Source organism: Janthinobacterium sp. LS2A, from assembly GCF_036543145.1.
GTDB classification, from domain to species: domain Bacteria; phylum Pseudomonadota; class Gammaproteobacteria; order Burkholderiales; family Burkholderiaceae_D; genus Janthinobacterium; species Janthinobacterium aestuarii.
On record NZ_JAZHPB010000011.1, the window covers coordinates 126,483 to 152,334 of the forward strand.

Consider the following 25,852-nt stretch of genomic DNA (forward strand, 5'->3'; position numbering starts at 1 on the left):
GTGCGTAACTGTGTGCGTAAGCGAACGGTATCCTGGCGCCGTCCGGCGCACGCTATCGTAGCGGCGCACGGTGCGCCAGCAGCCGACCAGGAGGGCCGTATCATGTCACGCATCATCGCAGGTCATTTTCAGTTGCAGGAGCAGATCGACGCCGCGCGCGCGGCCCTGAACCAGGCGGGCTTTCCCGACAGCCGCATCAGTTCCTTCTTTGTCAACCAGCCGGGCCAGCATGATTTGCACGCGCTTGGCGGCGACCGCGACATGTCGCCTGGGGCCAAGGAAACGCCGGAAGGCGTAGTGGAAGGCGCGGCCGTCGGGGCCGCCGTCGGTGCCGGCATCGGCGCGGCCACCACCCTGGCGACGGGGCCGCTGGGCCCGGTGGTGGGGGCGCTCGTGGGCGCCCATGTGGGTTCGCTCTACAGTTTCAATAAAATGAAAGACGCGGGCGAACCCGAAGCAAATGGCGAGGGTAATGGCGAAAACCGCCGCCAGCCCCGCCATCCGGGCATGCTGATCGCCGTCGCGCTTGGTGGCCCCGACGAGCGCGAACGGGCGCTCGAGACCTTGCACCGTCTCGGCGCCGAGCACATCGAGGAAGCGGAAGGCACGATCGCCAATGGCGACTGGCTGGATTTCGATCCGCTCAGCATACCCGTGCTGGTGGCGTGAATTGGCGCGCCAGCCGCGGAATATGCATAAATTCCGCGCTGCATGAAATTTAGGTATGATCCTTGTTAGTATTCGTAATTATTGGTAAACAATGCCGACAGGGATAGTTTCCGCGCGCCCGAAGTGACACTGGACCAAGGTGACTGCCTGTAGTACTTGCCTCGCATGCTAACGGGTATGAATAGGAGGTCGCGTCATGACACAGGCATGGTTCATTCTGACACGGGCCGATGGGCGCGACATCTGCGCGCCCTCGCCGGCACAGCTGGCCGATGCGCTGGCCGAGGTCTACCGCGGCGGCGCAGTGGCGCAGGATGGCAGCCCGGCCGCCGTCCTGTTGCGTTTTGGTTACGACGATGGCTTGATGTATCAGGTCGAGGTCGCTAGCGGAGGCGAAGTCACTTTCGAGGAATGGTCGGACCGCGATTGCGAAATCGCCCTGGCCAGTCCGCGCCACATGTCGGCCCTGCCGCAGGACGACGCGCTGCAGCTGTGGCAGTGGCTGGCGCAGCGCCAGGTGGCAAAGATCCGCAGCCAGCCCTGGCAGGGCGGCTAGCCCGCCGCTTTCAATACACCCTAGTGCGCCATCAGCACGGGGATCGTCATGCTTTGCAGAATTGTGCGCGTGACGCCACCGAGGATGGTTTCGCGCAGGCGCGAATGGCCATACGCCCCCATTACCAGCAAGTCGGCCGACAGGTCGGCCGCCTGCGACAGCAGCGCTTCGCCGATATCGCCGCGCCGCACGCCACCGCCATCGAGCAAATGCAGCCGCGCTTCCACGCCGTGGCGCGCCAGGTATTGCGTCAGTTCCGCGCCCGGCTGTTCGCCGTGCTCGGCGGCATGCACTTGGGCGTCGAAGATGGCCACATGGACTTGGCCGGCGCGCTGCAGCAGGGGCAGGGCGGCGCTCACGGCGCGGCTCGCTTCCTTGCTGGCGTTCCAGGATATGAGTACATTGCGCGCGGCCGCCGGCGGCGCCAGCAGGGGCAGCGGCGGCGCATACGGCACGATCAGCACGGGACGTCCCGAATGCAGCAGCACGTAGGCGGGAAAGTCGCGCATCACGGACGGCGACTTATCCTTGGCATTGTATTGGCTGATGACGACCAGGTCCGCATAGCGGGCCAGCAGGCTGATGCCGCCCGCCGCCTCGTCGTCGAGCACGCGCTGTTCGAACGAAGCGACGCCGGCTGCGCGCACCTGCGCCTCGAAACCGTCGAGGGCGTGCGTGGCCCGGTCGCGCAGGAAGTTCAGGTGCAAGCTCAGGTTCGGGTCGGCATCGAGGTCGGGCTGGTTCTGGTACAGCAGGCGCGACACGCCCGTCAGCGCCACACCCGTCAGGTGGCCGCCGCAAGCCTGGGCGATGCTGGCCGCCGCTTCGATGCGGGCGGCGCGCCCGGCGCTGTCGTCGATGTGGAGCAATACGGTCTTGTACGTCATGGCTTGTCCTCTCGCTGTGCAGTAGCGGCCATTCTGGCACAGTCCGGGGTGCCGGCCGCGCACGACTGCATCAGGCTGAGCACTTGATCTGGCGCAAGGCTGGCAATAAAAACTGCTCCTACACTTGATGCCACGCAGAACAACCATAACAAGCGGGGAGAGACAGTCATGAAGGAACAAAAGGTAGCGCTGGTCACGGGCGGCATGGGCGGCCTGGGGACGGCCTTGTGCCGCCGCCTGCATGGGGCGGGCTTTGCCGTCGTGGCCGCGCATACGCCGGACAATGCGCGGGTGGCAAGCTGGCTCGACGAGCAGCAGGCGCAGCAGTATTATTTCCATCCGCTGGCCATCGACGTGACGGATTTCGCTGCCTGCAGCGAGGCCGTGGCCAGCGTGCTGGCGCAGTTCGGCCGCATCGACGTGCTCGTCAACAACGCCGGCATCACGCGCGACCAGAGCATGCGCAAGATGGAATTGCCGCACTGGTCCGAGGTCATGCGTACCAATCTCGACAGCCTGTTCAACATGAGCAAGCAGGTGCTCGAACCGATGCTCGAACATAAATGGGGCCGCATCATCAATATCTCGTCCGTCAACGGCCAGAAGGGCGCGTTTGGCCAGTGCAACTACGCAGCCGCCAAGGCGGGTGTGCATGGTTTCAGCAAGGCGCTGGCGCTGGAAGTGGCGCGCCACGGCATCACCGTCAACACGGTCTCGCCCGGCTATCTGCGCACGCAGATGGTGACGGCCGTGCCCGCCGATATCATGGAAACGAAGATCCTGCCGCAAATTCCCCTGGGCCGCCTGGGCGAGCCGGACGAAGTGGCGGCCCTGGTCGCTTACCTGGCGTCGGACGAGGCGGCGTTTGTGACGGGCGCGAACATCGCCATCAATGGCGGACAGCACATGAGTTAAGCAAGCATACAGCTTGCACAGAGGCAATGGCAGTAGAGGAGACCCGTCCACCCAGCCGGCGCACAGACGCTGGCGGCGGACGGCAGGCAATGGCAGTCACGCTGGAAAACAAGGGCAGGGCAGCGATGCCTTGCCCTTTGTTGTTGCGCAGTCATGCAGCCGTTATGGTACCGGGCGCCGGGCTTTTTCCAGCCGCGTCTGGCAATCGATGCACAGGCGCGCTTCGGGGCGGGCGTTCAGGCGCGACAGGCCGATGGCTTCGCCGCAGTTGTCGCACAGGCCGTAGCTGCCATCGGCAAACTTGGCCAGCGCGTGCTTGATGATGGCCAGCTGCGCCTGATTGTGCTCGGCCGCTTCGCTGACGAGGGCGTTCAAGGTGCGCACGCTGGCGTTGTCGGCCGGCGAGGCTTCGATTTCATTGAGCAAGGAGGCGCGCGCGTCCGCTTCGGCCGCTTCGTTCTCGATCTGTTCCAGCAACGCCAGCTTGCGTTGCTCCAGCACGCCCTGCAGGCGCTGCAGCTGGTCTTGCGGCAATCCATTCATGGCCATCACCCGGTAGAGGTTACTTCCATCATGGTAGTCCAAGATTGGCGGCTCTGCTTGCGCTACCACCCGCGCCGCGTTTGATGCGGCGCAGGCTGGCAGCGGCCATTCTATGCTGGCTCTTTCAGGCAGTTGACCATCCAGGCGACGCCGAACTGGTCTTTCAACATGCCGAAGCGCTTGGCCCAGAACGTTTCTTCCATGGGCATCTGGATGGTGCCGTCACGCGCCAGCGCGTCGAAGGCCCGTTCCGCCTCTTCCGGCGTATCGACGGTCAGGCAGATCGAGCTGCCGTGCATGCCCTTGGCGCCATCCTCGGTACAGCCGCCGTCTGAACCCATCAGCATGGTGGGACCCAGCTGCACGGAGCCGTGCATGATCTTGTCATACCAGTCTTCCTTGACTTGCTCCTGGCCCGGGGTGCCCCGGAATGGCATCAGGCACAGGTCGGTGCCATGCAGGTGCTGGCGGTAGTATTCGAGCGCTTGCGCGCAGTTTCCATTGAATTGCAAATACGGTTCGATACGCATCTTGGTCTCCTCTGGTCATCGTCCCGCAGGCACGATTGCCACGCGGGGGAGGTCCCAGTATAGGCGCTCGCCAGCCGATTTCAATCACTCCGGGGCCATCTCTTGCAGCCGCTCACGCACCTTGCCCAGGGTGCTGAGGATGCGTTCGGGACTGCCGGCGAGCACGGCGCTGCCCAGGTGCAACAAGCTCGTCGCCAGGCTGATCCAGTGCCGCACGTCGTCGTTGCGGGCGATGCGCAGGCGTACCGTGTCGAGCAGGCCGCTGAGCTGGCGCTGCGCCGTTTCCAGGCCCGCCACTGTGTGCCCGGCCGCATCGGCATACAGCTGATTGGCTTGCTGGCGCAAGGCCACCTCCAGGGCGAAGACGGCTTGCGCCTGGCTGTGGCTGATGCCGTCGGCCCCCTGGCTGGCGCGCTTGCGGATGGCGCGCATGACGGCGCCGTGCAGGGTGACGGCCGCCTGCGACAGGCTGTCGGCCAGTTGCTCGACGCGCATGGCGCTGCTGAGAGCCGCTTCGCGGCGTTCGCTGTTGCTGCTCCTGCCTACCGATCCGTCCATTGTGCCTCCGTGGTGGTGAGGGTAGCGGCGAGCCGGGCGTGTTCGCGCCCCAGTGCCGCCAGTTGCCGGCGCGCCAGGGTATGGCGCAAGCCAGCCAGGCGGTATTCCTCGGTTTTGCTTTGCTGCATGTTTTTCGCCAGCACGGCCAGCAGGCGCTGCTGCGGCGTGTCCGCATACGCGATTTCCACGTCGAGCAAGCCGAGCACCATGTCGCGCTCGTTGTCGCCGCTTTTGTCGTACAGCGCCAGCAAGCTGTCGAGCGCGGCCAGCAAGGCTTGCAGCGGCGCGTCGCCATCGTGCAGCACTTGCGCCAGGTGCGCCTGCTGACTGGCCGCGCTGCTCAGGCGCGACAGTTGCTGCAGCAACTGGGTATAGGCGCTGACATGGTGGTCGTCGATGCCGCTATCCGGCCAGGTGCGGATGGCGGCGCCGGCGCCCGCCAGTTCCGGCCGCACGTCATACGCGTCGGCATCGGCCAGCCGGCCCAGCGCCTGCAGGTACAGGCGCACGGCTTGCACCAGGCGTGCGGCGTCCGCCTGCGCGGCGCGGCGCTGCGCATCGAGCAGGCGTTCGCGCGCGTCTTCGGCCGGCGACAGATAGGGGCGGGCGCGCTGGTAGCTGTCCACGTGGCGCTGCGACAGTTCGCTGAAGGCGCTCAAGGCATCGGTGCCGGCCGCCAGGGCGCGCACATGCGCCAGCTCGGGGCGCGCGGTGGCGCAGCCGCACAGCACGGCAGCCAGGAAGAGGCTCAGGTACAGGTGCAGGTAAAGAGCGCGGCGATGGCGGGCGGGCATGGCAAACACGTCACCTCTCGACAGGAAATACTGTATGGAAAGGTATTGTCGTGCCGGCCTGCGCAACCCGCCTTGTGCGGGCGCAAGCAGGCTGCGATCAGGCGCCCGTCAATTGCTCGCGCCAGCCCAGTCCGGCAACGGTGTCGCTGGCGGGACGGTATTCGCAGCCGACCCAGCCTGCGTAGCCGACCTGGTCCAGCAGCTTGAACAGGTGGCGGTAGTTGATCTCGCCCGTGCCCGGTTCGTGGCGGCCCGGCGTGTCGGCGATCTGGATGTGGCGGATCAGGGGCAGCATGGCGCGGATGGTGTTGCTCAGCTCGCCCTCCATGCGCTGCATGTGATAAATGTCGTACTGCAGGAAGATATTGCTGCGCTGGCAGTCGGCGATGATGTCGGCCGCCTGCTGGCTATGGTTCAGGAAGTAACCGGGCATGTCGTGGTGGTTGATCGGCTCGATCAGCACGTTGATGCCATGCGGACGGCAGGCTTCGGCCGCAAATTGCAGGTTGCCGATCAGGCTTTGCCGCGCCCGCTCCAGGCTCATGCCGGGCGGCACGATGCCGGACATGCAGTGCAGCTGTTTTGCCCCGAGCGCCAGCGCATAGTTGAGCGCCAGCTGCACGTTGCTGCGGAATTCCTCGCCCCGGCGCGGGTCGCAGGCAATGCCACGCTCGCCATGCTCCCAGTCGCCGGGCGGAAAGTTGAAGAGGGCCAGCTGCAGATGGTGAGTTTCCAGCCGCATGGCGATCTGCCGCGCCTCGACGGCATAGGGAAACAGGAATTCAACGGCATCGAAGCCCGCTTCCCTGGCGGCGGCAAAGCGGTCGAGGAAGGGCAGTTCGGTAAACATCATGCTGAGGTTGGCAGCGAAGTTCGGCATGGCGGCACGCAGGTGAGGGCAATGGACACTATCCTAGCCCAAATCGGCAATTGGTGGCGGGCATGAAAAAACCGTTCCAGAAACAAGTTCTGGAACGGTTTTGATTGCTGCGATACGCTTACCTGCGGGTATTAACGGCCGCGACCGCCGGAACGGTGCGATGCTGCCGAACGCGGCGCATTGCCGCTGCGGTTACCGCCGCCACCGCCGCCCGATGGGCCGGCGCTGCGTGGCTTGGCGCCGCTGCCGCCGGTTTTCACGCGCACGACGGCGCCCGCTGGCGCGCGGCTGTTGTTGCGGTGGCCACCGGTGCCGCTGCGCAATTGCACAGGCTGGGCGCGGGCGTTCAGGTCGGGCTCGAAGCCTTCGATGACTTCGCGCGGCAGGGTTTGCTTGATCAGCTTTTCAATGTCTTTCAACATTTCGTGCTCATCCACGCAAACCAGCGACACGGCTTCGCCCTTGGCGCCGGCACGGCCCGTACGGCCGATACGGTGCACATAGTCTTCCGGAATGTTCGGCAAGTCGTAGTTGACGACGTGCGGCAACTGGTCGATATCGATACCGCGCGCGGCGATGTCGGTGGCGACCAGCACTTGCAGGGTGCCATCCTTGAACTCGGACAGCGCGCGCGTGCGCGCCGACTGGCTCTTGTTGCCGTGGATGGCCAGGGCGCCGATGCCGTCCGCGCCCAGCTGTTCGACCAGTTTATTGGCGCCATGCTTGGTGCGCGTAAATACTAGCACTTGCGTCCAGTTGTTCGATTTGATCAGGTAGGACAGCATCGGGTGCTTCTTGTCGCGGTCGACCGGATGGATCTTTTGCTTGATCACTTCCACGGTCGAATTGCGGCGCGCCACTTCGATCATGGCTGGCTTGTTCAGCAAGCCGTCGGCCAGGGCCTTGATCTCTTCCGAGAACGTGGCCGAGAACAGCAGGTTCTGGCGTTTTGGCGGCAGTACTGCCAGCACTTTCTTGATGTCGCGGATGAAACCCATGTCGAGCATGCGGTCGGCTTCGTCGAGAATCAGGATTTCCACTTTCGACAGGTCGACCGTGCCCTGGCCCATGTGGTCCAGCAAGCGGCCCGGCGTGGCGACGAGGATGTCGACGCCATGCTTGAGCTGCTTGATTTGCGGGTTGATGCCGACGCCGCCGAAAATCACGGTCGAGTTCAATTTGGTGTACTTGCTGTAGGCGCGCACGCTTTCCTCGACCTGCGCGGCGAGTTCGCGCGTCGGGGCCAGGATCAGGGCGCGGATAGGGCGCGTCGAGGTGTTGCTGGTGATGGATGCGCCATTGGCGTCCGTCGACAGGCGGTGCAGCACGGGCAGGGTGAAGCCGGCCGTCTTGCCGGTACCGGTTTGTGCGCCGGCCAGCAAGTCGCCGCCAGCCAGCACGGCGGGAATCGCCTGCGACTGGATCGGGGTCGGCACGGTGTAGCCGTGTTCGGTAACGGCACGTACGATAGCGTCGGACAATCCGAGGGAGGAAAAGGACATGGTAACTTTATTGTGAGATCGGCCTGTCGCCATCGTGAGGCGCCAGTCGCAGGCAATCAGATTAGGGGTCGAAAGACAGCGGCAAGGGGACTGGTCATATGTGCCGCACACGCGAAGTATAACAGCCTGGCAAAAACGCGCCTGTTTTGTTTCAGGTTTGCAATGTCGCAAGTAAAGAAAAGGTGTTTAGTCGTCGATCTCGCCGACGGTGTAGCGCACGCCGTGCGTATCAAACCAGGCGCGCAGGGCTTCCAGGCCGTGCCACGGCTCCGGGCGCAGGTACTGGCAGATATACAGGCCGGCCTCCGTCAGCCTGGCGTCGGTATCGGGCATGGCGCCGGGCGCCTGCGGCCGTGCCGCCAGCAGCTGCGCGATGTGCTGGCGCTGCTCTGGCGTCAGGCTGGCCGCGATCCTGAATTCAAATCCCATGTTTTCTCCTTGAGGACAGGCTGTTGTCGCGGCCATTTTTTAATTATCGAAAAAATTGCATATAGCTTGGCATTCTTTCCGTTTTTGTTTTCAAAGTATCTCGTTCATACTGCATAGCACTGGCCCGGCACACACAGCGTGACGCAAGGGCAGGAGCAGCAGCACCGTATAACGACATCCGTATTTTTATATTCAATTATTTTCACTAAGGAAAGCATCATGCCTATCGCCACCGCCCAAGCCGCACAAAAACTGCTGACCCCGAACGATCATACCCTGATCATGATCGACCACCAGTCGCAGATGGCGTTCGCCACGCGCTCCATCGACCTGGCCCTGCTGCGCAATAATGCGGCTCTGGTGGCCAAGGCGGCGGCGGAATTCAAGGTGCCGACGATTTTGACGACGGTGGCCGCCAAATCGTTCTCCGGCCCGATCTTCGACGAGATCCAGTCCGTCTTCCCGGATCAGGCGCCGATCGACCGCACCAGCATGAACACCTGGGAAGACGCGCGCATCGCCGACAAGGTGAATGGCTACGGCAAGGGCAAGATCGTGCTGGCCGGCCTGTGGACGTCCGTCTGCATCGTGGGCCCTGCGCTGTCCGCGCTGGAGCAGGGTTTTGAGGTCTACGTGATCGCCGACGCCAGCGGCGACGTTTCCGACGAAGCGCATGCGATGGCCATGCAGCGCATGATACAGGCGGGTGCGCAGCCGATGACGTCCGTGCAATACTTGCTGGAACTGCAGCGCGACTGGGCCCGCGGCGAGACCTACAATGAGACGGTGGCGACGGCCGTGGCGCACGGCGGCGGCTATGGCCTGGGCCTGATCTACGCCAAATCGATGTTCAACGCCAGCGAAGGCCATTGATTTTTCGCTGATTTTGGCTCCGCCGCCCGCCGGCGGGGCCGTGTTTTCATTTGATCCGGGAGTTCTCATGCACGCAAACACCATCTTGCTCAACGGCCGTTTCCACACGGTCGACAGGACGCAGCCGCTGGCGTCCGCCGTCGCCATCGCCGATGGCAAATTTCTCGCCGTGGGCGACGTGGAAGACGTGATGCGCCATCGCGGCCCCGCCACGCAGGTGATCGACCTGGCTGGCCGCACGGTGATTCCCGGCTTGAACGACTCGCACCTGCACCTGATCCGCGGTGGCTTGAACTACAACCTGGAATTGCGCTGGGAAGGCGTGCCCTCGCTGGCCGACGCCTTGCGCATGCTCAAGGAGCAAGCCTTGCGCACGCCGAACCCGCAATGGGTGCGCGTGGTCGGCGGCTGGACGGAGTTCCAGTTCGCGGAAAAGCGCATGCCGACCCTCGATGAAATCAATGCGGCCGCTCCCGACACGCCCGTCTTCATCCTGCACCTGTACGACCGCGCACTGCTGAACCGCGCCGCCCTGCGCGCCGTCGGCTACGACAAGAATACGCCGAATCCGCCCGGCGGCGAAATCGTGCGCGACGCGGCCGGCAACCCGACGGGCTTGCTGATCGCCCGCCCGAACGCCATGATCCTGTATGCGACCCTGGCGAAAGGCCCCAAGCTGCCGCTGGAATTGCAAGTGAACTCCACGCGCCAGTTCATGCGCGAATTGAACCGCCTCGGCATCACCAGCGCCATCGACGCGGGCGGCGGCTTCCAGAATTATCCCGAGGATTACGCCGTTGTCGACGAGCTGGCGCAAAAAGAACAGCTGACCATCCGCATCGCCTACAACCTGTTCACGCAAAACAAGGGCGCGGAACTGCAGGACTTCCAGAAGTGGACGGGCATGATCAAGCCCGGCGACGGCACGGATTTTTACCGGCACAACGGCGCCGGCGAAATGCTCGTGTTTTCCGCCGCCGACTTCGAGGATTTTCTCGAGCCGCGTCCCGAGCTGGCGGCCGGCATGGAAGACGAACTGGAAAAGGTTGTGCGCCACCTGGTCGAGCAGCGCTGGCCGTTCCGCCTGCACGCCACCTATGACGAATCGATCAGCCGCATGCTCGACGTGTTTGAAAAGGTCAACCGCGACACGCCGTTCGGCGGCTTGCACTGGCTGTTCGATCATGCGGAAACCATCAGCCCGCGCAATATCGACCGGGTCAAGGCGCTGGGCGGCGGCCTGGCCATCCAGCACCGCATGGCCTTCCAGGGCGAGTACTTCGTCGAGCGTTACGGCGCGGACGCGGCCAAGGCCACGCCGCCCGTGCAGCGCATGCTCGACGCGGGCGTGCCCGTGGGCGGCGGCACGGATGCGACCCGGGTCGCCAGCTACAACCCGTGGACGGCGCTGTACTGGCTGGTGTCGGGGCGCACCGTGGGCGGCCTGGCCCTGACGGATGCGGCGGGCAGATTGTCGCGCGACACGGCGCTGGAACTGTGGACGGCGGGCAGCGCCTGGTTCTCCAGCGAGCAAGGCAAGAAGGGGCGCATCCGCGAGGGCATGCTGGCCGATCTCTCCGTGCTGTCGGCCGATTATTTCACGGTGCCGGAAGAGGCGATCAAGTCGATCGAATCCGTGCTGACCATGGTGGGCGGCAAGGTCGTCTATGGTCAGGGGGAGTTCACCAATCTGGCGCCGCCACCGATTCCCGTACTGCCAGAGTGGTCGCCCGTGCGCACGGTGCCCGGCCATTACCGGCCGGTTGCCAAGCAGGTGCAAGCCGCCATGCCACACCAGTGCGCGGGCGCCTGCGGCGTGCACGCCCACGCCCACGACCGGGCGCGCAAGTCGGCCGTGCCGGTCAGCGATTTTTCCGGCTTCTGGGGCACCCTGGGCTGCAGCTGCTTCGCCTTCTAGGAGCTGGCCGGGCCTTATCTGGAAATGCGCAGGATGGCCGAGGCAAGCCGCGTGAAACACGGGCTCAGGTCGCTGTCCGTGGCCGCATAGCAGTACAGGCCCACGGGTTCGGCCGGCTTGCGGCAAGCCGCTTTCGCATCGGTGGTATTGGCCAGGCAGCGCAGCAAGTCTTCGCCCAGTTCGTTGTCCGGTCCTTCCTTGCTTTTCAGCGAGGCGCCCATGCCCAGGGTAAAGACATAAATGCCTTCCTGACGCGCTTTGGCCGCCATCGCCTCGACCAGGTTGCGCGAGGCGCGGTGCACATTCGTCCATTGCACCTGCGCCGATGATAGGGACGAGGTCACGACGCGCGGTGTGTTGGTGACGATGGGAAACTCGCGCAGCGCCGCGTCGTTGGCTTTGGCGTACGCATTATTCGCGTTGTACCACGGGGGAAGCGCCGTGATCTGCATGGCATCGCAGTCGCCGTACTGGCGCGTGTCGCTCACTGCCATCTTGTACAGACCGACCAGCGCGGGGTTTTGCAAAGCCGTAAAGGTGGCCAGCGCGCCCGCCGTCTTGCATTTGCCGCCCGTATTGGGAAAGTACGAGGAAAATGCCGCAGGCGAGCCATCGGAAAAAAACACGATGACGCGCAGGCTGGAGCGGTTGACCTGTCCGATGTCGTTCAGCTGCTTGCGTGCCTGAAACATGCCTGCGGAAGAATTGGTGCCGCCGACAAAGGCGAATTGATCGATCTTTCCACCTTTCATGGTCATGCTGGCGCGGTCGAAACCGCGCTCGACCTGCTTGATCGGGACATCGATCTGCGCTTCCGAGGCGAAGTGCAGCAAGCCGACCCGGTCGACCGTGGAGTTGAATTTGTTCAGGAAGGACTTGCCCGCCGCCCGCACGGCGTCGGCATTGCTAGCCAGCGAGCCCGAGGTATCCATCACCAGCACCATGTCCAGGTCCTTGCGGATGGTTTGTGCGCTGGCGGCCACGTTCAGGGTCTTGAAGCCGAGTACGCCCATCAGCGAGACGGGCAGCGAGGCGGTGGCCGAGACGTCGATGGTGACGGTGCCCTTGTCGAACGTGACGCCGACCGGATGCAGGGTCGGCGTCGACAGCAGGAACTGGTCCGGATAATTGATGTCGAAAAATTCCTTGGCCGACTGGCGCGCATTGGTCCGCTGTTCCTCTTCCGAGCTGCCCGCCGTGACGCCGCGCGCCGCCGCCAGGCTGGCCGAGTCGACGGCCGCGTTGAGCTTGGCCTTGACGAAGTAGCCGAGGGCCGAATCGACGGCCAGGCCCACCGAGGCGATCAAAACGACGGCCGACAGCGCCACCATGATCAGCACTTGCCCACCTTGCCGCTTGTGTGGAATGCGCATCAGAATACCGTCATCGAAGTGAGGTTGGGGCCCAGAACGGGCGTCGTGCTGTTGCCAAATTTCAAGGTGCCGAACAGCATGTCGAAATTGTAGAAAGTTTCCACTGCGTAGATCAGTTCGCCGTCGGCCAGTTGGTCCCGCATCAAGGCCACCGTGGGGGCGGACTCGTCCTTGGCGATGCCCGTGCACGCGCCATTGCTCCAGCTGCCGCATTGCCACACCTGGCTGGTGGGCAGGTAGCCGCTGGCCTTCGCGCCCGCATCCCAGCGGTACTGTTCCAGCACGATGTTGCGCATGCCGCTCTTGGCCGTGTAGCCCATGATCTTGGTGATGTAGATCATGCCGCGCTGGTTCATGTCCAGCGGCGGCGTGCTGGCCGCCAGCGCGTTCATGATGGCCTGGCTAGATCCGCTCAGGTCGGAGGTGGAGCGCGAAGCCAGGTTGGCGCCTTCGCGGCTGATGTTGAGCAAGATGGTCTTGGCCTGGATGGCGCGTGACAGATCGACCACCATGAACAGCAGCAGCGCCAGCAGCGGCAGCACGATGGCAAATTCCACGGCGGCGATGCCGCGCGGGGCGCGCGCAGGAAAGTAGCCGCGCATCACAGGCCGCCAAAGCTTTCATTGCGCATGGTGGCGGCCACGACGAAATGCGCCTGCCCATCGCGGAACAGGGCACGGATCATCGGCGTGGCAAACGCCCAGCGGCAATCGACGGAAATGACGACGATATCGCCGGCCTGGCCGAACATGGCGGCGCCGACGGCATCGCTGCCGTTGACGGCGATCACGGGGCTGACCTTGTCATACATGCCCATGGAACTGTCCCTGATCTTCTGTATCACGGCCTGGTAGCGCTGCTGGTTGGCGCTGTCGGGGTCAAAGTCCTTGGCCCCCGTGACGGCATAACGCGCGCCTTCGCGTACCGCGTGCTGCATGGTCATATTGGCAAAATAAGCCATGCTCAATTCGATGATGCCGATTATCAGCATGAGAAAGACCGGCGTTATCAGGGCAAATTCAAGCAAGGTGGCGCCGCCTTGTCCGCCGTGCTTGCGCAATATGCGGGAATCGGCCTTTTTTAAACGCATGGGAATAATCCGGTAAAGTTTCGCGATGACGAATGTCGGGCGGATGGCAATGCGCCATTTGACTGGCGATTATTCTATATCGATTTTCAAGGGCGTGGCCGCCATTTAAATTATTACAGGTCAAGATAATCGAAATTAATCGCCATATTTCAATTGTCCCGGCCCCGTCCTTACAAGGCCGGGAGTAATATGCGCGGGTATGAAAACAGGCCTGGTGTCAGGATTGTCCTGCGTGCAGGCAAGGACTTGTTTTGCAAGGTGATGCAACAAAAATGCTGCAATGTAAGCAACAGCAGCGGTGGCAGCAGCGCTGGCGCGCCCGCGCCTCGTCCGCCCCGGCCACGCTGCCCATCCACCGGCACACGCCCGCCATGCGGCGCCCGCTGGCCTGGGCCACGCACCGCGTTTGCGCGTGCCGGCCCGATGCCTCTTCCTTCGTGCCCCCATGACTTCTTTCCCCTGCGCGCAGCCGCGGAAGGCGCGCGCGCGAGGCAGGCAAGCCGATTCGGATCAACAACATTCCCCGAGGGGAGTGGGCTTCAAGTAAAGAGGTAAAGCATGTCAACAAAAAATGTCATCCGCGTCATGCTGGTGTCGGACCACAAGACCTGGCTGTGGGGCCTGGAGCAGCTGCTCGCCGGTGCCCAGCCGGCAATGCAGGTGGTGGCCAGCTCCACCGAGATCGACAGCGCGCTGCTGCTGGCGCGGACCCTGTGTCCCGACGTCATCGTGCTGGACGCCGACTTGGGCTGCAGCGGCGCCAGCGCCTGCGCCATCGACTATCTGCCGCAGCTGCTCGGCAATGGCGTGTCGCGGGCCTTGCTGTTCAGCGGCACGCAGGACCAGGCCGCATGCGGGCGCGCCGTGCGCAGCGGCGCGCGGGCGGTGCTGGGCAAGGAAACGCCCGTCAAGCAGATGGTCGACGCCATCGTCCGTCTGCATCAGGGCGAGTTGTGCCTGGATCCGGCGCTGCTCGACAGCATGCTGGGCGTGCTGAACAAGCCGGAAACGGCGCCCGATCCGGAAGAGCAGCGGATCGCCAGGCTGACGCTGAAGGAGCGCAAGATCGTTGCCATGATGGTGGAAGGAAATGGTGCGCTGAACCGCGCGATAGCCCAGCGCGCTTTTATCTCGGAGCAAACCTTGCGTAATCATCTGACATCGATCTACAGCAAGCTCGATGTCACCAACCGCTTGGAATTATATGTGTACGCCACCCGCAACCGGCTGGCCGAGCCCATCCATGCGGAATGACGGTACATATGTACTGGGTGTGAATAAAAAATTAAGATGTTTTGTACTGCACATAAAATGACTTTTCTCTGATTCGATTTGATGTTTGTTTATATAAAATACACGCATCAGAAATTGGCAAATAAAAACAAGGATGATGTTTTTATTTTCAGACTGTATTTTCAGTTTTTATCATGTTTGAAACTTGACCTGAAAGGGAATAATATGAATTGCATTAAAAACTTTATCGCCGAAGAAGACGGCGTGACTGCGATCGAATATGCGCTGATCGCGGCGCTGGTGGCTGCGGCGCTGGTAACGGCCGTCGGCTATTTCACCACCGGCCTCGATGGCGCCTTCAAGGCGATCGGCACCAAGCTGACGGGCGCGGCGATCTAAAACGCCGGCCCACCGCGCTGCACCCCGACAGGCCGGCTGCCGATCCGGCCCGGCCTGCCGACTTCCCGCCCAACGATGCGCATGCTGTGCTGCGCTCGGCTTGCATCAGGTACACGATGGACCCTCATTCTTTCTGGACGTTCAGCCCCGCCATAGTCTTGTGGGGGCTGCTTGCCGCGGCTGTCTGGCATGACGTGCGCCGCCGGCGCATTCCCAACCGGCTCGTGTTTTCCGGCGCCGTGCTGGGCGTGTTGCTCAACAGCCTGGCCTTGCCCGGCATGACGCCGGCCGGACCGTGGCTGGCGCTGGGCGGGATGGCCGTCGGCCTGGGCTTGCTGTTGCCCATGCATGCGATGAAGGCGCTGGGCGCGGGCGACGTCAAGCTGATGGCGATGGTGGGGGCTTTTCTCGGCCCGCGCGCCGCCGTGTTTGCCGTGTTGTGCAGCCTGCTTGCCGGCGGCGTGCTGGCGCTGGGCGTCGCCGTGTATCAGGGCACGCTGCGCCAGGCGCTGGCCAATGCCCGCCAATTGCTGCTGCAAGGCTGGCTGCGCGCCGCGGCGGGCGAGGCGCCGCAGCTTGATGCGCCCGCCACGCCGGGCGGCAGCTTGCCGTACGCGATCGCCATTGCCGCCGGCACCGCCATCTGGCTGGCCTTGGCGGCCGGCGGCCATGCATGACGCGCCCGTCCGGAACCCCACGCTTGATCAAGAGGAAAAACAATGAGAAATAGCCGCGTTGCGATCGTGCTGCTGCTGGCGCTGCTGATGGCGGGGGCCGCCGTGCTGGCGGCCGCGCGCTGGATGTCGGGGCAGGGCGCGCCGGCCAGCCAGACGGTGATGGTCGCGCTGGTCGATATCGGCGTGGGCGCGAAGGTGACGCCGGCCATGCTGCGCGGCATGGACTGGCCCGCCGGCGCCATGCCGCCCGGGGCGTTCGGCGAGGCCGGCGCGCTCGACGGGCGCATCACGCGTACCGCCGTCAGCAGGGGCGAGCCCGTGCTGGAAAGCAAACTCGCGCCGCCCGGCGCCACGGGCGGTCTGTCAGCCATCGTGGCGGCCGGCAAGCGCGCCATGACCGTGCGCGTCAATGACGTGGTGGGCGTGGCCGGCTTCGCCCTGCCGGGCAATTTCGTCGACATTCTCGTCCATACGCAGGATGACCGCGCCAGGCCGGCGGGCGGCGCGCCACTGGCCATTTCCAAGATCGTGCTTGAACGCATCCTGGTGCTGGCCGTGGCGCAGGAGTCGGGCCGCGACGACAACAAGCCCAAGGTGGTCAACGCCGTGACCCTGGAACTGACGCCGGAGCAGGTGGAAAAGCTGGACCTGGCGCGCAGCGTGGGCAGCCTGTCGCTGGTGCTGCGCAACCAGGTCGATCCGGCCCCCGTCAACACGGGCGGCGCCACCAAGGAGTCGTTGCTGGAACTGAAGGTGCCGGCGCCCGCGCCGGTGCGAGCGGCGCGGCGCCAGGCGGCCCCGGCACGCGCCGCAACGCGCGACAGCGTCACCGTCGTCAAGGGCATGGATACGAGCGTCCAGCAATTTTAACAATCAGCAGGCAAGCAAGGATGACCGATGAACACATTTCGTAAGCACTCCGTGAGTGCGGGCATGCGCCTGGCCCTGGCGGCAGGACTGGCCTGGCCGGGCGGCGCCATCGCGGCGGCGCCGGCCCGGCAGGCCGTCATGTCGCCGGTGGCGGCGCCGGCCATGTCGCTGGGCGCCGATATCGCCCGCCTGGGCGAGCCCGTGCGCATCGCCGTGGGCAAGTCCACCTTGCGCAAGCTGAGCTTGCCGGTGTCGCAGATCGCCGTCAACGATGCGCGCGTGGCCGGCGCCAGGATGCTGGGCTCGTCCAGCCAGCTGTTCGTCTGGGGCCTGGCCCCGGGCAGCACCAACCTGATCCTGTGGGACCGGCAGCAGCGCCCCGTGATCGTCGATATTGAAGTCGAGATCGACGTCGAAGGCTTGCAGGCGCAGCTGGCCTATGTCTTCCCTGGCGAGCGCGCCGTGAAAGTTGGCGCGGCCGGCGGCAGCATCGTGCTGTCGGGACAGGTGAGCGACGGCGTCAAGGCCAGCCAGATCCTCGAGATGGCGCAAGCCTATGCGCAGCGCGGCGCCGGCGAGCCGGCCGCACCGGCCGACGCCACCGTCAGTGCGGGCGCCGCCGTCAAGGTCATCAATATGCTGTCGGTCACGGCGCCGCAACAGGTGATGCTGGAAGTGAAGATCGCCGAAGTGTCGAAGACCCTCGTCGACCAGCTGGGCGCCAGCGTGGGCATCAGCGGCACGCGCGGCAACTGGAGCTACGGCCTGCTGTCGAACCTGCTCAGCGGCAACCCCAGCCAGCTGGGCGCCATCAACGGCAAGAATGGCAACGGCCTGACGCTCGATGCGCAAAAGCGCGACGGCCTCGTCAAGGTGCTGGCCGAACCGAACATCATGGCCATCAGCGGCCAGGAAGCCAGTTTCCTGGCGGGCGGCAAGATTTTCATTCCGGTAGCGCAAGACAGCACGACCAACAAGATCACGCTCGAGGAAAAGGAATTCGGCATCGCCGTCAAGTTCACGCCCACCGTGCTGGAAGGGGGGCGCATCAACCTGAAGGTGGCGCCGGAAGTGTCGGAACTGAACCGCGAAGGCATCGGTATCACCACGGGCGGGGGCGCCGCCGCCAATGCGGTGCTGCCGGCCTTTACCACGCGGCGCACCACGACGACGGTGCAGCTGTTCGATGGCCAGAGTTTTGCCGTTGGCGGCTTGATCAAGAACAATGTGACGACCAATATCAAGGCCTTGCCCTTCCTGGGTGAGATTCCCGTGCTGGGCGCGCTGTTCCGCAGCAGCGATTTCCAGACCGACCGCACCGAACTGGTATTCATCATCACGCCGCATCTGGTCAAGCCGCTCGATACCGCCGATGGCGCCGCTGTCGTGTTGCCGACCGACGCCTATGTGGCACCGAGCCGCGGCGAGTTCTTCTTGCAAGGAAAAATGGAAGGCGCCGCCCCACCACGGCCACGGCAGGAAGCGGCCACACAGACAGCGCCGGCCAGCCCGGACATTCAATAGGAGCACACCATGCAGCATTCACTTTCCCTCCCCGTGCTGCTGGCCGCCCTGGCCGCCAGCGGCTGCGCCGCCACGCCGAACCTGGACCGCCAGTTCGGCCACAGCGTCGAGCAGCTGCGCGCGCGCCAGGTGCTGGCGCCGCAGGCGGGCGCGAACCGCGACCCCGTGGCCGGCATCGATGGCAAGGCCGCGCAGGCCGCCCACGCGGCGTACCAGAAAAGCTTTGCCGCGCCCGCGCCGCAAGGGGCCGCCCTGACCATCGGCGTCGGGGCGCGCCCGTGAGCCTGGCACCGTCACCACAGAATCAGCAAGGCATATCGTGAAAATCGCCATCAATTCCAGGGATGAAAAAATACTGTCCGAACTGGGCCGGCTGCTGCGCAGCCGCAACCGGCTCGACGAGATCAGCGCGGGCGGCGAATCGCTCGAACCGCTGCAGGCGGCGCAATCGCTGCCCGACGTGCTGATCTTCGACCGCCCGTCGAACGACGGCGCCGACCTGGCCGCCATCGAGCGCCTCAGCAACCTGCATCCGCGCATGGCCTTCATCGTGCTGTGCCACCAGCAGCCGCCCGAATTCCTGCTGCAGGCCATGCGCGCGGGCGTGCGCGACGTGCTGCCGTTTCCCGCCGTGCCGGCCAGCCTGCATGCGGCGCTCGAACGCATCGAGGAAAAGCTGGAGCGGCGCGAGCATGGCAACGGCAAGGTGCTGGCCTTCATTTCCTGCAAGGGCGGCAGCGGCGCCACCTTCATTGCCAGCAACCTCGGTTATGCGCTGGCCGCCGGCGGCCAGCAGCGCGTTGCCCTGATCGACATGAACCTGCATTTTGGCGACGCTTCGCTCTTCATTTCCGAGAACAAGCCGCTGGCCACGCTGTCCGACGTCACGCGCGACATCCACCGGCTCGACTCCTCGTTCCTGGGATCGAGCATGCTGCACATCCTGCCCAACTACAGCGTGCTGGCCGCGCCCGAGGATCCGGCCCACGCCAGCGAAGTGGCGCCCGAACACATCGACGCCATCATCCGGCAAGCCAGGCGCCAGTACGATTTCATCGTGCTCGACGTGGGCCGCAACCTCGACGCCGTCAGCGTGCGCGCGCTCGACCACGCCGACATGATCTTTCCCGTCCTGCAGGCGACCTTGCCGTACATCCGCGACGGCAAGCGCCTGCTGGGCATGTTCCGCTCGCTCGAATACGCGAAGGAGAAGGTGCACATCATCGTCAACCGCCACGACAAGGGCGGCGAAATCCGCCTGCGCGACCTGGAAGCGGCGTATGGCACGGCTGTCTACCGCACGGTGCCCAATCACTACGCCTCGGCGGCCGCCTCCGTCAACCAGGGCATGCCGATTTTGCAGCTCGACAAAGCCAGCCCGATCACCCGCTCGCTGCAGGAGTTCGCCGCCAGCCTGGCCGGCGGCGCGGCCAGCACGGCGCGCCAGGGCTGGCTGGGCCGCGTCCTGCGGCGCGCTTGATGCACATGCTTGACCCACACCCCAGAACAGGAGCATTGCATGGCTAGTTCCCCCACCGCCGCCTTGTCCATCCGCGAAAGGCTCGGCAGCGCCAAGATCGCCGCACTCGCGCCGCAACGCGCGGCGGCCATCGACAACCACGGCTACCGCGCCCTCAAGCTGCGCATCCATGGACTGCTGCTCGAACGGGTGGACCTGGAAAGCATGCAGCGCCTGTCGCAGGAGCGCATCCGCGAAGAATTGCGCGGCCTCGTCGAGCGCTTGCTGGACGAAGAGGCGGTCGTCATCAACGACGCCGAGCGCAAGAGCCTCACGCGCGACATCCAGCACGAGATGCTGGGCTTCGGGCCGCTCGAAACCCTGTTGTCGGACGCCAGCGTGTCGGACATCCTCGTCAACGGCCACAAGCAGGTCTATGTGGAGCGCGGCGGCCGCCTGGAGCTGACCGACATCTGCTTCGACGATGACGCCCATCTGATGAAAATCATCGACAAGATCGTCTCGCGCGTGGGCCGGCGCATCGACGAGTCGAGTCCCATGGTCGATGCGCGCCTGCCCGACGGTTCGCGCGTGAACGCCATCATCCCGCCGCTGGCCATCGACGGTCCCGTGATGTCGATCCGGCGTTTTTCCGTCGATCCGCTGCGCCTGGCCGACCTGGTCGCCTACCGCAGCATGACGGCCGAGATGGCCGAAGTGCTGCAGGGCCTGGGCAAGGCGAAGATGAACATCCTCATTTCCGGCGGCACGGGCAGCGGCAAGACCACCATGCTCAACGTGATTTCCGGCTTCATCGGCCATACCGAACGCATCGTCACGGTGGAAGACGCGGCCGAACTGCAATTGCAGCAGCCGCACGTGGTGCGCCTGGAAACGCGGCCCGCGAATATCGAAGGCAAGGGCGAAGTGAGCCAGCGCGCGCTGGTACGCAATGCGCTGCGCATGCGCCCCGACCGCATCATCCTGGGCGAAGTGCGCGGCGCCGAGGCGCTCGACATGCTGGGCGCCATGAACACGGGCCACGAAGGCTCGATGGCCACCATCCATGCGAATACGCCGCGCGACGCGCTGACGCGGCTGGAAAACATGATCAGCATGGCGGCGGCGAATTTGCCCAGCAAGGCCATCCGGCAGCAGATCAGCTCGGCCGTGTCGGTGGTGGTGCAAGTGTCGCGCCTGATCGACGGCAAGCGCAAGGTCACGTCGATCCAGGAAATCACGGGCATGGAAGGGGAGGTCATCACGATGCAGGAAATCTTCAGCTTCAAGCAGACGGGCGTGGCCGAGGGCGGCGCCGTGGTCGGGCAGTTCTCGGCCAGCGGCATCCGCCCGCGCTTCCTCGAGCGCCTGAACAGCTTTGGCATCGGCGTCTCGGCCGCCCTGTTCGAACCCACCGCGGCGGGACGCTGAACGCCATGCTTTCCTATCTTGTCTATCTGTTCCTCTTCCTTGCCGTCGTGCTGCTGGTGGCGGGCGCCTGGCTGGCGTGGCAAGCGGCGCGGGGGGCGGGCGCTGCGCGGGTGGCGCGGCGCTTGCAGTCCATGTACACGGCCAGCGATGGCGAACAGGCGCTGTCGATCACCAAGCAGCGCCCGCTGAGCAGCTATCCGTTTCTGCAGGGCGTGCTGGAAGGCTTGCCCGGCGTGTGGCGCATCGAGCAGTTGCTGCTGCAGGCGGGCATGCGCTGGCTCGTGGCCGGCTTCCTCGGCTATTGCGCGCTTGGCGCGACCGCCGGCCTGCTGGCGGCCAGCGCGCTGCCCCTGCCATGGTATGTGCGCCTGGGTGTGGGCGCGGGCGCCGCCGCGCTGCCGTATCTGCTGGCGCGCCGCGCCAGAAGCCGGCGGCTGGTGCGCATCGAGCAGCAATTGCCGGACGCGCTGGACCTGATGGGCCGCGCCATGCGCGCCGGCCATGCGTTTCCCACCGCGCTGAAAATGGTGGGCGAGGAGATGACGGGGCCGCTGGCCGACGAGTTTCGCGCCGTGTTCGACGAAGTCAGTTTTGGCGTGGCGATGGCCGATGCGCTGGGCAACCTGGCCGCGCGCGTGCCCAGCACGGACTTGCGCTATGTCGTCATCGCTGTGCTGATCCAGCGGGAAACGGGCGGCAACCTGACTGAATTGCTGGGCAGCATCAGCGCCATCATCCGCGACCGATTGAAATTGCTGGGCCAGGTGCGCGTGCTGTCGGCCGAAGGGCGCATGTCGGCCTGGGTACTGGGCTTGCTGCCGTTTGGCGCGGCGCTGATGATGCACGTGATGAATCCGCAATTCATTGCCGTGCTGTACACGGATGCGGGCGGGCGCAAGATGGTCGGCGTGGCGCTGGGCTTGCTGCTGGTTGGCGTGCTCTGTATCCGAAAAACTATCCATATCCGGGTGTGACATGAAAGAGCAAACACGATGAGCGGCATGAATGCGTCGCAGCTGGCTTTGCAGGGCTTGCTGTTCCTGATTGTTTTCGCGCTGGCCGTGCTGGTGCTGCGCCTGTTCGCCGGCAGTGCCGTACAGCAGCGGCTGCAATCGCTCGGTGATGCGGGCGCCGCCGACGACCGGGAGCGCCATGCGAGGCGGCGCTGGGTGGCGCACGCCGTCAGCCTCACGCGCCCGCTGGCCAGGCTGTCGCTGCCCGACGAAGGCTGGGAAAGTTCGCCCATTCGCAGCCGCTTCGTCCATGCCGGCTGGCGCAGCCAGGCCGCGCCGGCCCTGTTTTATGCGGCCAAGACGGGCCTGTTCGTGGGCTTGCCGCTGCTCGTGTATTTCCTGCTGCGCCAGGGCGGACAGAATATGCTGTTATGGCTGGTTGCGGCGGCCGCCCTCGGCTATTACCTGCCCAATGTCTGGCTGTCCCACTGTTTGAAACAGCGCCAGCGCGAAGTGTTCGAGACCTTTCCCGATGCGCTCGACCTGATGACGGTGTGCGTCGAAGCGGGCCTGGCGATGGATGCGGCGCTGGCGCGCGTGGCGCAAGAAATCGGCTTGAAAAGCGCGGTGCTGGCCGAAGAGCTGCAACTGGTGACGCTGGAACTGCGCGCCGGCAGCGCCAAGGACAAGGCCTTGCGCAATCTGGCCCTGCGCACGGGCGTGGAAGACGTGGACGCACTGGTGACCTTGCTGATCCAGGCCGAACGCTTCGGCACGAGCATCGCCGCGTCGCTGCGCGTGCAGTCCGACCAGCTGCGCACCAAGCGGCGCCAGCGCGCCGAAGAAACGGCGGCCAGGATCGCCCTCAAGCTGCTGTTTCCGCTGATCTTTTTCATTTTTCCATCGCTGATGGTCGTGCTGATGGGCCCGGCGTTCCTGCAGATTTACCGCGTGCTGCTGCCGGCCATGCGGGGCAGCTGAGGGGTAGCCGAGCGGGCAAAAAAAAGCTGCCGGAGTTTCCTCCGGCAGCTTCTTTACATCAGCCCTTGCCTGGCAATCAGGCGAATGGCGTCAGCAAGGTGATCATCTGGCCAAAGATCTTCGGGCTGGCGGCGATGACGTCGCCCTTGTACAGGTAGTCCGATTCGCCGGAAAATTCACCGACGATGCCGCCCGATTCCGTGATCATCAGGGCGCCTGCTGCGATATCCCAAGGCTTCAAGCCTTTTTCGTAGAAGCCGTCCAGGCGGCCGCAAGCGACGTAAGCGAGGTCCAACGCGGCCGAGCCGGCGCGGCGTACGCCCTGGCTGCGTTCGCCCATGATCGCGTACATCTTCAGGTATTCGTCCAGCGCGCGGGCGCTGCCGGCCACGTAGCCGGTGCCCAGCAGGGCGTTCGAGATGCGGTCGAGCTTGGTGACGCGGATGCGTTTTTCGTTCAGGTAGGCGCCGGCGCCCTTGGTGGCCGTGAACAGGTCGTTGCGGACCGGGTCGTAGATGACGGCTTGCGTGACGACGCCGCGATGCGCGAGGGCGATCGAGATGCAGTATTGCGGGAAACCGTGGATGAAGTTGGTGGTGCCGTCCAGCGGATCGATGATCCACTGATATTCATTCTCGTCGTGCGAGTTGGCGGAAGCTCCCGATTCCTCAGCCAGGAACGCGTGGTCCGGGTAGGCTTTGGACAGCACCTCGATGATGGCTTGTTCGGCCGCCTGGTCGACGTCGGTGACGAAATCGTTATGTTGTTTTTCCGTGACGACGACGCGGTCGAGGTCAAAAGAGGCGCGGTTGATGACGGCGGCGCCGCGGCGGGCGGCTTTGATCGCCGTATTGAGCATTGGGTGCATGTGAGCTTCCGTTAAAAGCACGCGACCGCCCATGGCCGCCTTGCGGCGCCGGTACGATAGAGTGCAAGAATGAATTAAAGAGCGGAGCGGTGCCGAAGTGGTTAAAATCCCGGCCTGGCGTCAGCGTTTTGTGACTCCGTTTCCCGAAATTTCCTGTATCGATACCGCGCAATAGCGCTATTTTAAATGAATCTGCCCGAAATCAACACGTCTCTTTTCAAACGCCTGCGATTTATTCTTGTCGAAACTAGTCGTCCTGGCAACATTGGCGGCGTCGCGCGCGCCATGAAAACGATGGGTTTTTCCGATCTGGTGCTGGTCAATCCCCGCTTTCCCGATGCCTTGACGGATGCGGAAGCGGTGGCCTTCGCCAGCGGCGCGCAGGATATTTTGTCGGGCGCGCGCATCGTCGGCTCGATCGCCGAGGCGCTCGAAGGCTGCAATTACGCGGCCGCCGTGTCGGCCAGGTTGCGCGAATTTTCGCCGCCCGTCACTGCCCCGCGCGCCATCGCGGCCCAGCTGGCGGCCGGCGCAGACTTGCACGCGGCCGTCATCTTCGGCAACGAGCGCTTCGGCTTGCCCAACGAGATCGTCGAGCAGTGCAATGTGCTGATCAACATCCCCGCCAATCCCGAGTATTCGTCGCTGAACCTGTCGCAGGCGGCCCAGGTCGTCGCCTATGAATGCCGCGTGGCGGCGCTCGGCGATGGGCAAATGGCCAGCCCCGTCGGTTTCCATGGCGACGCGGCCAGCCTGGCGCAGGTCGACGGCATGTATGCGCATCTGGAGCAGGCGCTGGTCGCCATCGATTTCCTCGACGCCGACAACCCGAAAAAGCTCATGCCCCGTTTGAAACGCCTGTTTTCGCGCACGGGACTGGAAACGGAAGAAGTCAATATCCTGCGCGGCATCGCGCGCCATATCCTGGCGGTAGCCAAAAAAGGCCCATGATAGAGACCCGGCTGCTGCGCCAGTTCATTGCCGTCGCCGAGGAGCTCAATTTCCGGCGCGCGGCCGAACGGCTGCACATGGCGCAGCCGCCCTTGTCCCAAGCGATATTGCGGCTGGAAGAGGCGCTTGGCTACCCAGTTTTCGAACGCACCAACCGCAAGGTCGCCTTGACGCCGGCCGGCAGCACTTTCCTGGCCACGGCGCGCCAGGTGCTGGCCAGCCTGGAAGAGGGCGTGGCCGCCACGCGCCGCGTGGCGCAAGGCATCGAGGGGCATTTGCGCCTGAGCTTTATCCACATCACGCCGTATGCCCACGTGCTCGAGGCTTTGCGCGCGTTTCGCGCCGCCTCGCCCGCCGTGCAATTCACCTTGCGCGAAGCGTCGACGCAGCAGCAGGTCGAGTGGCTGGAGCGGGGCGACATCGATATCGCGCTGCTGCGCGCACCGGGCCGCAGTACGCCGGGCTTGCGCTTCGAGCGCCTGTCGGACGAAGACATCGTGATTGCGCTGCCCTTGGACCACCATTGCGCGGGACAGGCGATGGTGGATCTGGCGGACCTGGCCGGTGACGATTTCGTCGCTTCGCCGCGCGAGCTGGGCCAGGGTTTCCACGACCAGCTGGCCAGCCTGTGCCTGCATGCGGGTTTCGTGCCGCGCGTGGTGCAGCAGGCGCGCCGCCTGCAAACGGTGCTGGGACTGGTGGCGGCCGGCTTTGGCGTGGCGCTGCTGCCGGCCAGCCTGGCGGCCTGCGCACCTGCCGGCGTGATCATGCTGCCGCTGGCAAGCAGCGCGCCCGAGGCGCTGCGCCAGCTCGACCTGTACATGGCGTGTGACCCGCAGCGCACGTCGCCCGTGCGCGAGCGGCTGCTGGCGCAGTTGCGGCTGTCCTCCACGCATTGAGACTTTTAAGGTCTCATTTCAAGATAAATAAGATATTTTACAGATGATGGTCCAGGGGCCAGCATGGCGTTTTGCCTGTACTGGAGCCGC

General features: G+C 64.6%; 29 protein-coding genes. 17 read left to right on the forward strand and 12 right to left on the reverse strand.

Translation table 11 applies throughout. The features are described from left to right. Nucleotides 1-102: 102 nt before the first annotated feature. Nucleotides 103-669, forward strand: coding sequence for a glycine zipper domain-containing protein (locus V3C40_RS25360; protein WP_034758864.1), 567 nt, complete (start codon nucleotides 103-105; stop codon nucleotides 667-669). Nucleotides 670-865: 196 nt separating this feature from the next. After that, a complete protein-coding gene (locus tag V3C40_RS25365; RefSeq protein ID WP_034758862.1) occupies nucleotides 866-1,225 on the forward strand; it encodes a hypothetical protein in 360 nt (119 codons plus the stop codon). A 20-nt stretch (nucleotides 1,226-1,245) separates the two neighbouring features. Here V3C40_RS25365 and V3C40_RS25370 read toward each other — a convergent pair whose 3' ends face one another. Continuing rightward, nucleotides 1,246-2,112: a universal stress protein gene (locus tag V3C40_RS25370; RefSeq protein WP_072456452.1), complete on the reverse strand. Its 867-nt coding sequence runs from the start codon at nucleotides 2,110-2,112 to the stop codon at nucleotides 1,246-1,248. Between the two features lie 168 nt (nucleotides 2,113-2,280). Here V3C40_RS25370 and phbB point away from each other — a divergent pair, with 168 nt between their 5' ends. Then, nucleotides 2,281-3,027, forward strand: a complete 747-nt coding sequence (gene phbB / locus V3C40_RS25375) for an acetoacetyl-CoA reductase (RefSeq protein WP_034758859.1) — start codon at nucleotides 2,281-2,283, stop codon at nucleotides 3,025-3,027. A gap of 162 nt (nucleotides 3,028-3,189) precedes the next feature. Here phbB and V3C40_RS25380 read toward each other — a convergent pair whose 3' ends face one another. The 7 genes from V3C40_RS25380 to V3C40_RS25410 form a co-directional block, all read right to left on the reverse strand. Beyond that, nucleotides 3,190-3,570: a TraR/DksA family transcriptional regulator gene (locus tag V3C40_RS25380; protein ID WP_034759509.1), complete on the reverse strand. Its 381-nt coding sequence runs from the start codon at nucleotides 3,568-3,570 to the stop codon at nucleotides 3,190-3,192. Between the two features lie 110 nt (nucleotides 3,571-3,680). Beyond that, nucleotides 3,681-4,100, reverse strand: coding sequence for a VOC family protein (locus V3C40_RS25385; RefSeq protein WP_034758858.1), 420 nt, complete (start codon nucleotides 4,098-4,100; stop codon nucleotides 3,681-3,683). Nucleotides 4,101-4,184: 84 nt separating this feature from the next. Then, entirely contained in the window at nucleotides 4,185-4,658 is a 474-nt protein-coding gene (locus V3C40_RS25390; RefSeq protein WP_331778831.1) for a hypothetical protein, read from the reverse strand. Beyond that, on the reverse strand, nucleotides 4,643-5,452 hold the full coding sequence (locus V3C40_RS25395; protein ID WP_331778832.1) for a hypothetical protein: 810 nt from the start codon (nucleotides 5,450-5,452) through the stop codon (nucleotides 4,643-4,645). Before V3C40_RS25395 ends, V3C40_RS25390 begins: the two co-directional genes overlap by 16 nt. Before the next feature lie 97 nt (nucleotides 5,453-5,549). Then, nucleotides 5,550-6,332: a 2-oxo-tetronate isomerase gene (gene otnI, locus V3C40_RS25400; protein ID WP_331778833.1), complete on the reverse strand. Its 783-nt coding sequence runs from the start codon at nucleotides 6,330-6,332 to the stop codon at nucleotides 5,550-5,552. A gap of 131 nt (nucleotides 6,333-6,463) precedes the next feature. Beyond that, entirely contained in the window at nucleotides 6,464-7,834 is a 1,371-nt protein-coding gene (locus V3C40_RS25405; RefSeq protein ID WP_034758850.1) for a DEAD/DEAH box helicase, read from the reverse strand. 186 nt (nucleotides 7,835-8,020) lie between these two features. Further along, a complete protein-coding gene (locus V3C40_RS25410; protein ID WP_331778834.1) occupies nucleotides 8,021-8,263 on the reverse strand; it encodes a hypothetical protein in 243 nt (80 codons plus the stop codon). Nucleotides 8,264-8,482: 219 nt separating this feature from the next. Between V3C40_RS25410 and V3C40_RS25415 the strand changes: the two genes are divergently transcribed. Together V3C40_RS25415 and V3C40_RS25420 are read left to right on the forward strand one after the other, a co-directional pair. Next, nucleotides 8,483-9,136, forward strand: coding sequence for a hydrolase (locus V3C40_RS25415; RefSeq protein WP_034758835.1), 654 nt, complete (start codon nucleotides 8,483-8,485; stop codon nucleotides 9,134-9,136). 67 nt (nucleotides 9,137-9,203) lie between these two features. Beyond that, nucleotides 9,204-11,054 (forward strand): amidohydrolase, encoded by a 1,851-nt coding sequence (locus V3C40_RS25420; protein ID WP_331778835.1) that lies wholly within the window; start codon nucleotides 9,204-9,206, stop codon nucleotides 11,052-11,054. Nucleotides 11,055-11,068: 14 nt separating this feature from the next. On the opposite strand, the gene V3C40_RS25425 is transcribed toward V3C40_RS25420, so the two are convergent. From V3C40_RS25425 to V3C40_RS25435, 3 genes are read right to left on the reverse strand one after another with little or no spacing between them, the layout of a single operon-like run. Next, entirely contained in the window at nucleotides 11,069-12,427 is a 1,359-nt protein-coding gene (locus tag V3C40_RS25425; protein ID WP_331778836.1) for a vWA domain-containing protein, read from the reverse strand. Beyond that, nucleotides 12,427-13,029, reverse strand: coding sequence for a TadE/TadG family type IV pilus assembly protein (locus V3C40_RS25430; protein ID WP_070304080.1), 603 nt, complete (start codon nucleotides 13,027-13,029; stop codon nucleotides 12,427-12,429). Before V3C40_RS25430 ends, V3C40_RS25425 begins: the two co-directional genes overlap by 1 nt. Then, nucleotides 13,029-13,517, reverse strand: a complete 489-nt coding sequence (locus tag V3C40_RS25435; protein WP_331778837.1) for a TadE/TadG family type IV pilus assembly protein — start codon at nucleotides 13,515-13,517, stop codon at nucleotides 13,029-13,031. Before V3C40_RS25435 ends, V3C40_RS25430 begins: the two co-directional genes overlap by 1 nt. A 558-nt stretch (nucleotides 13,518-14,075) precedes the next feature. Between V3C40_RS25435 and V3C40_RS25440 the strand changes: the two genes are divergently transcribed. From V3C40_RS25440 to V3C40_RS25485, 10 genes are all read left to right on the forward strand, one after another. Then, complete coding sequence (locus tag V3C40_RS25440; RefSeq protein ID WP_331778838.1) at nucleotides 14,076-14,771, forward strand: response regulator transcription factor; 696 nt, start codon at nucleotides 14,076-14,078, stop codon at nucleotides 14,769-14,771. A 204-nt stretch (nucleotides 14,772-14,975) separates the two neighbouring features. Further along, nucleotides 14,976-15,149 carry a Flp family type IVb pilin gene (locus V3C40_RS25445; protein WP_070304077.1) on the forward strand — a complete coding sequence of 58 codons (174 nt, stop codon included), beginning with the start codon at nucleotides 14,976-14,978 and terminating at the stop codon, nucleotides 15,147-15,149. 116 nt (nucleotides 15,150-15,265) lie between these two features. Beyond that, nucleotides 15,266-15,826 carry an A24 family peptidase gene (locus tag V3C40_RS25450; RefSeq protein WP_331778839.1) on the forward strand — a complete coding sequence of 187 codons (561 nt, stop codon included), beginning with the start codon at nucleotides 15,266-15,268 and terminating at the stop codon, nucleotides 15,824-15,826. Nucleotides 15,827-15,868: 42 nt separating this feature from the next. After that, complete coding sequence (cpaB, locus tag V3C40_RS25455; protein ID WP_331778840.1) at nucleotides 15,869-16,696, forward strand: Flp pilus assembly protein CpaB; 828 nt, start codon at nucleotides 15,869-15,871, stop codon at nucleotides 16,694-16,696. A gap of 27 nt (nucleotides 16,697-16,723) precedes the next feature. Continuing rightward, a complete protein-coding gene (locus V3C40_RS25460; RefSeq protein ID WP_331778841.1) occupies nucleotides 16,724-18,220 on the forward strand; it encodes a type II and III secretion system protein family protein in 1,497 nt (498 codons plus the stop codon). 9 nt (nucleotides 18,221-18,229) lie between these two features. Continuing rightward, entirely contained in the window at nucleotides 18,230-18,502 is a 273-nt protein-coding gene (locus V3C40_RS25465) for a pilus assembly protein (RefSeq protein WP_230517685.1), read from the forward strand. A gap of 37 nt (nucleotides 18,503-18,539) precedes the next feature. After that, entirely contained in the window at nucleotides 18,540-19,700 is a 1,161-nt protein-coding gene (locus V3C40_RS25470; RefSeq protein WP_331778842.1) for an AAA family ATPase, read from the forward strand. A gap of 63 nt (nucleotides 19,701-19,763) precedes the next feature. Continuing rightward, a complete protein-coding gene (locus tag V3C40_RS25475) occupies nucleotides 19,764-21,110 on the forward strand; it encodes a CpaF family protein (RefSeq protein WP_331778880.1) in 1,347 nt (448 codons plus the stop codon). A gap of 5 nt (nucleotides 21,111-21,115) precedes the next feature. Further along, nucleotides 21,116-22,084 carry a type II secretion system F family protein gene (locus V3C40_RS25480; RefSeq protein WP_331778843.1) on the forward strand — a complete coding sequence of 323 codons (969 nt, stop codon included), beginning with the start codon at nucleotides 21,116-21,118 and terminating at the stop codon, nucleotides 22,082-22,084. Nucleotides 22,085-22,102: 18 nt separating this feature from the next. Continuing rightward, nucleotides 22,103-23,044, forward strand: coding sequence for a type II secretion system F family protein (locus V3C40_RS25485; RefSeq protein ID WP_331778844.1), 942 nt, complete (start codon nucleotides 22,103-22,105; stop codon nucleotides 23,042-23,044). A gap of 76 nt (nucleotides 23,045-23,120) precedes the next feature. Here V3C40_RS25485 and V3C40_RS25490 read toward each other — a convergent pair whose 3' ends face one another. Next, nucleotides 23,121-23,903: an inositol monophosphatase family protein gene (locus tag V3C40_RS25490; protein WP_034758799.1), complete on the reverse strand. Its 783-nt coding sequence runs from the start codon at nucleotides 23,901-23,903 to the stop codon at nucleotides 23,121-23,123. Between the two features lie 195 nt (nucleotides 23,904-24,098). Between V3C40_RS25490 and V3C40_RS25495 the strand changes: the two genes are divergently transcribed. Continuing rightward, on the forward strand, nucleotides 24,099-24,863 hold the full coding sequence (locus V3C40_RS25495; RefSeq protein ID WP_034758797.1) for an RNA methyltransferase: 765 nt from the start codon (nucleotides 24,099-24,101) through the stop codon (nucleotides 24,861-24,863). Then, the gene (locus tag V3C40_RS25500) at nucleotides 24,860-25,762 is read left to right on the forward strand and encodes a LysR substrate-binding domain-containing protein (protein WP_331778845.1); all 903 of its coding nucleotides are present in this window, start codon (nucleotides 24,860-24,862) and stop codon (nucleotides 25,760-25,762) included. Before V3C40_RS25495 ends, V3C40_RS25500 begins: the two co-directional genes overlap by 4 nt. Nucleotides 25,763-25,852 lie beyond the last annotated feature (90 nt).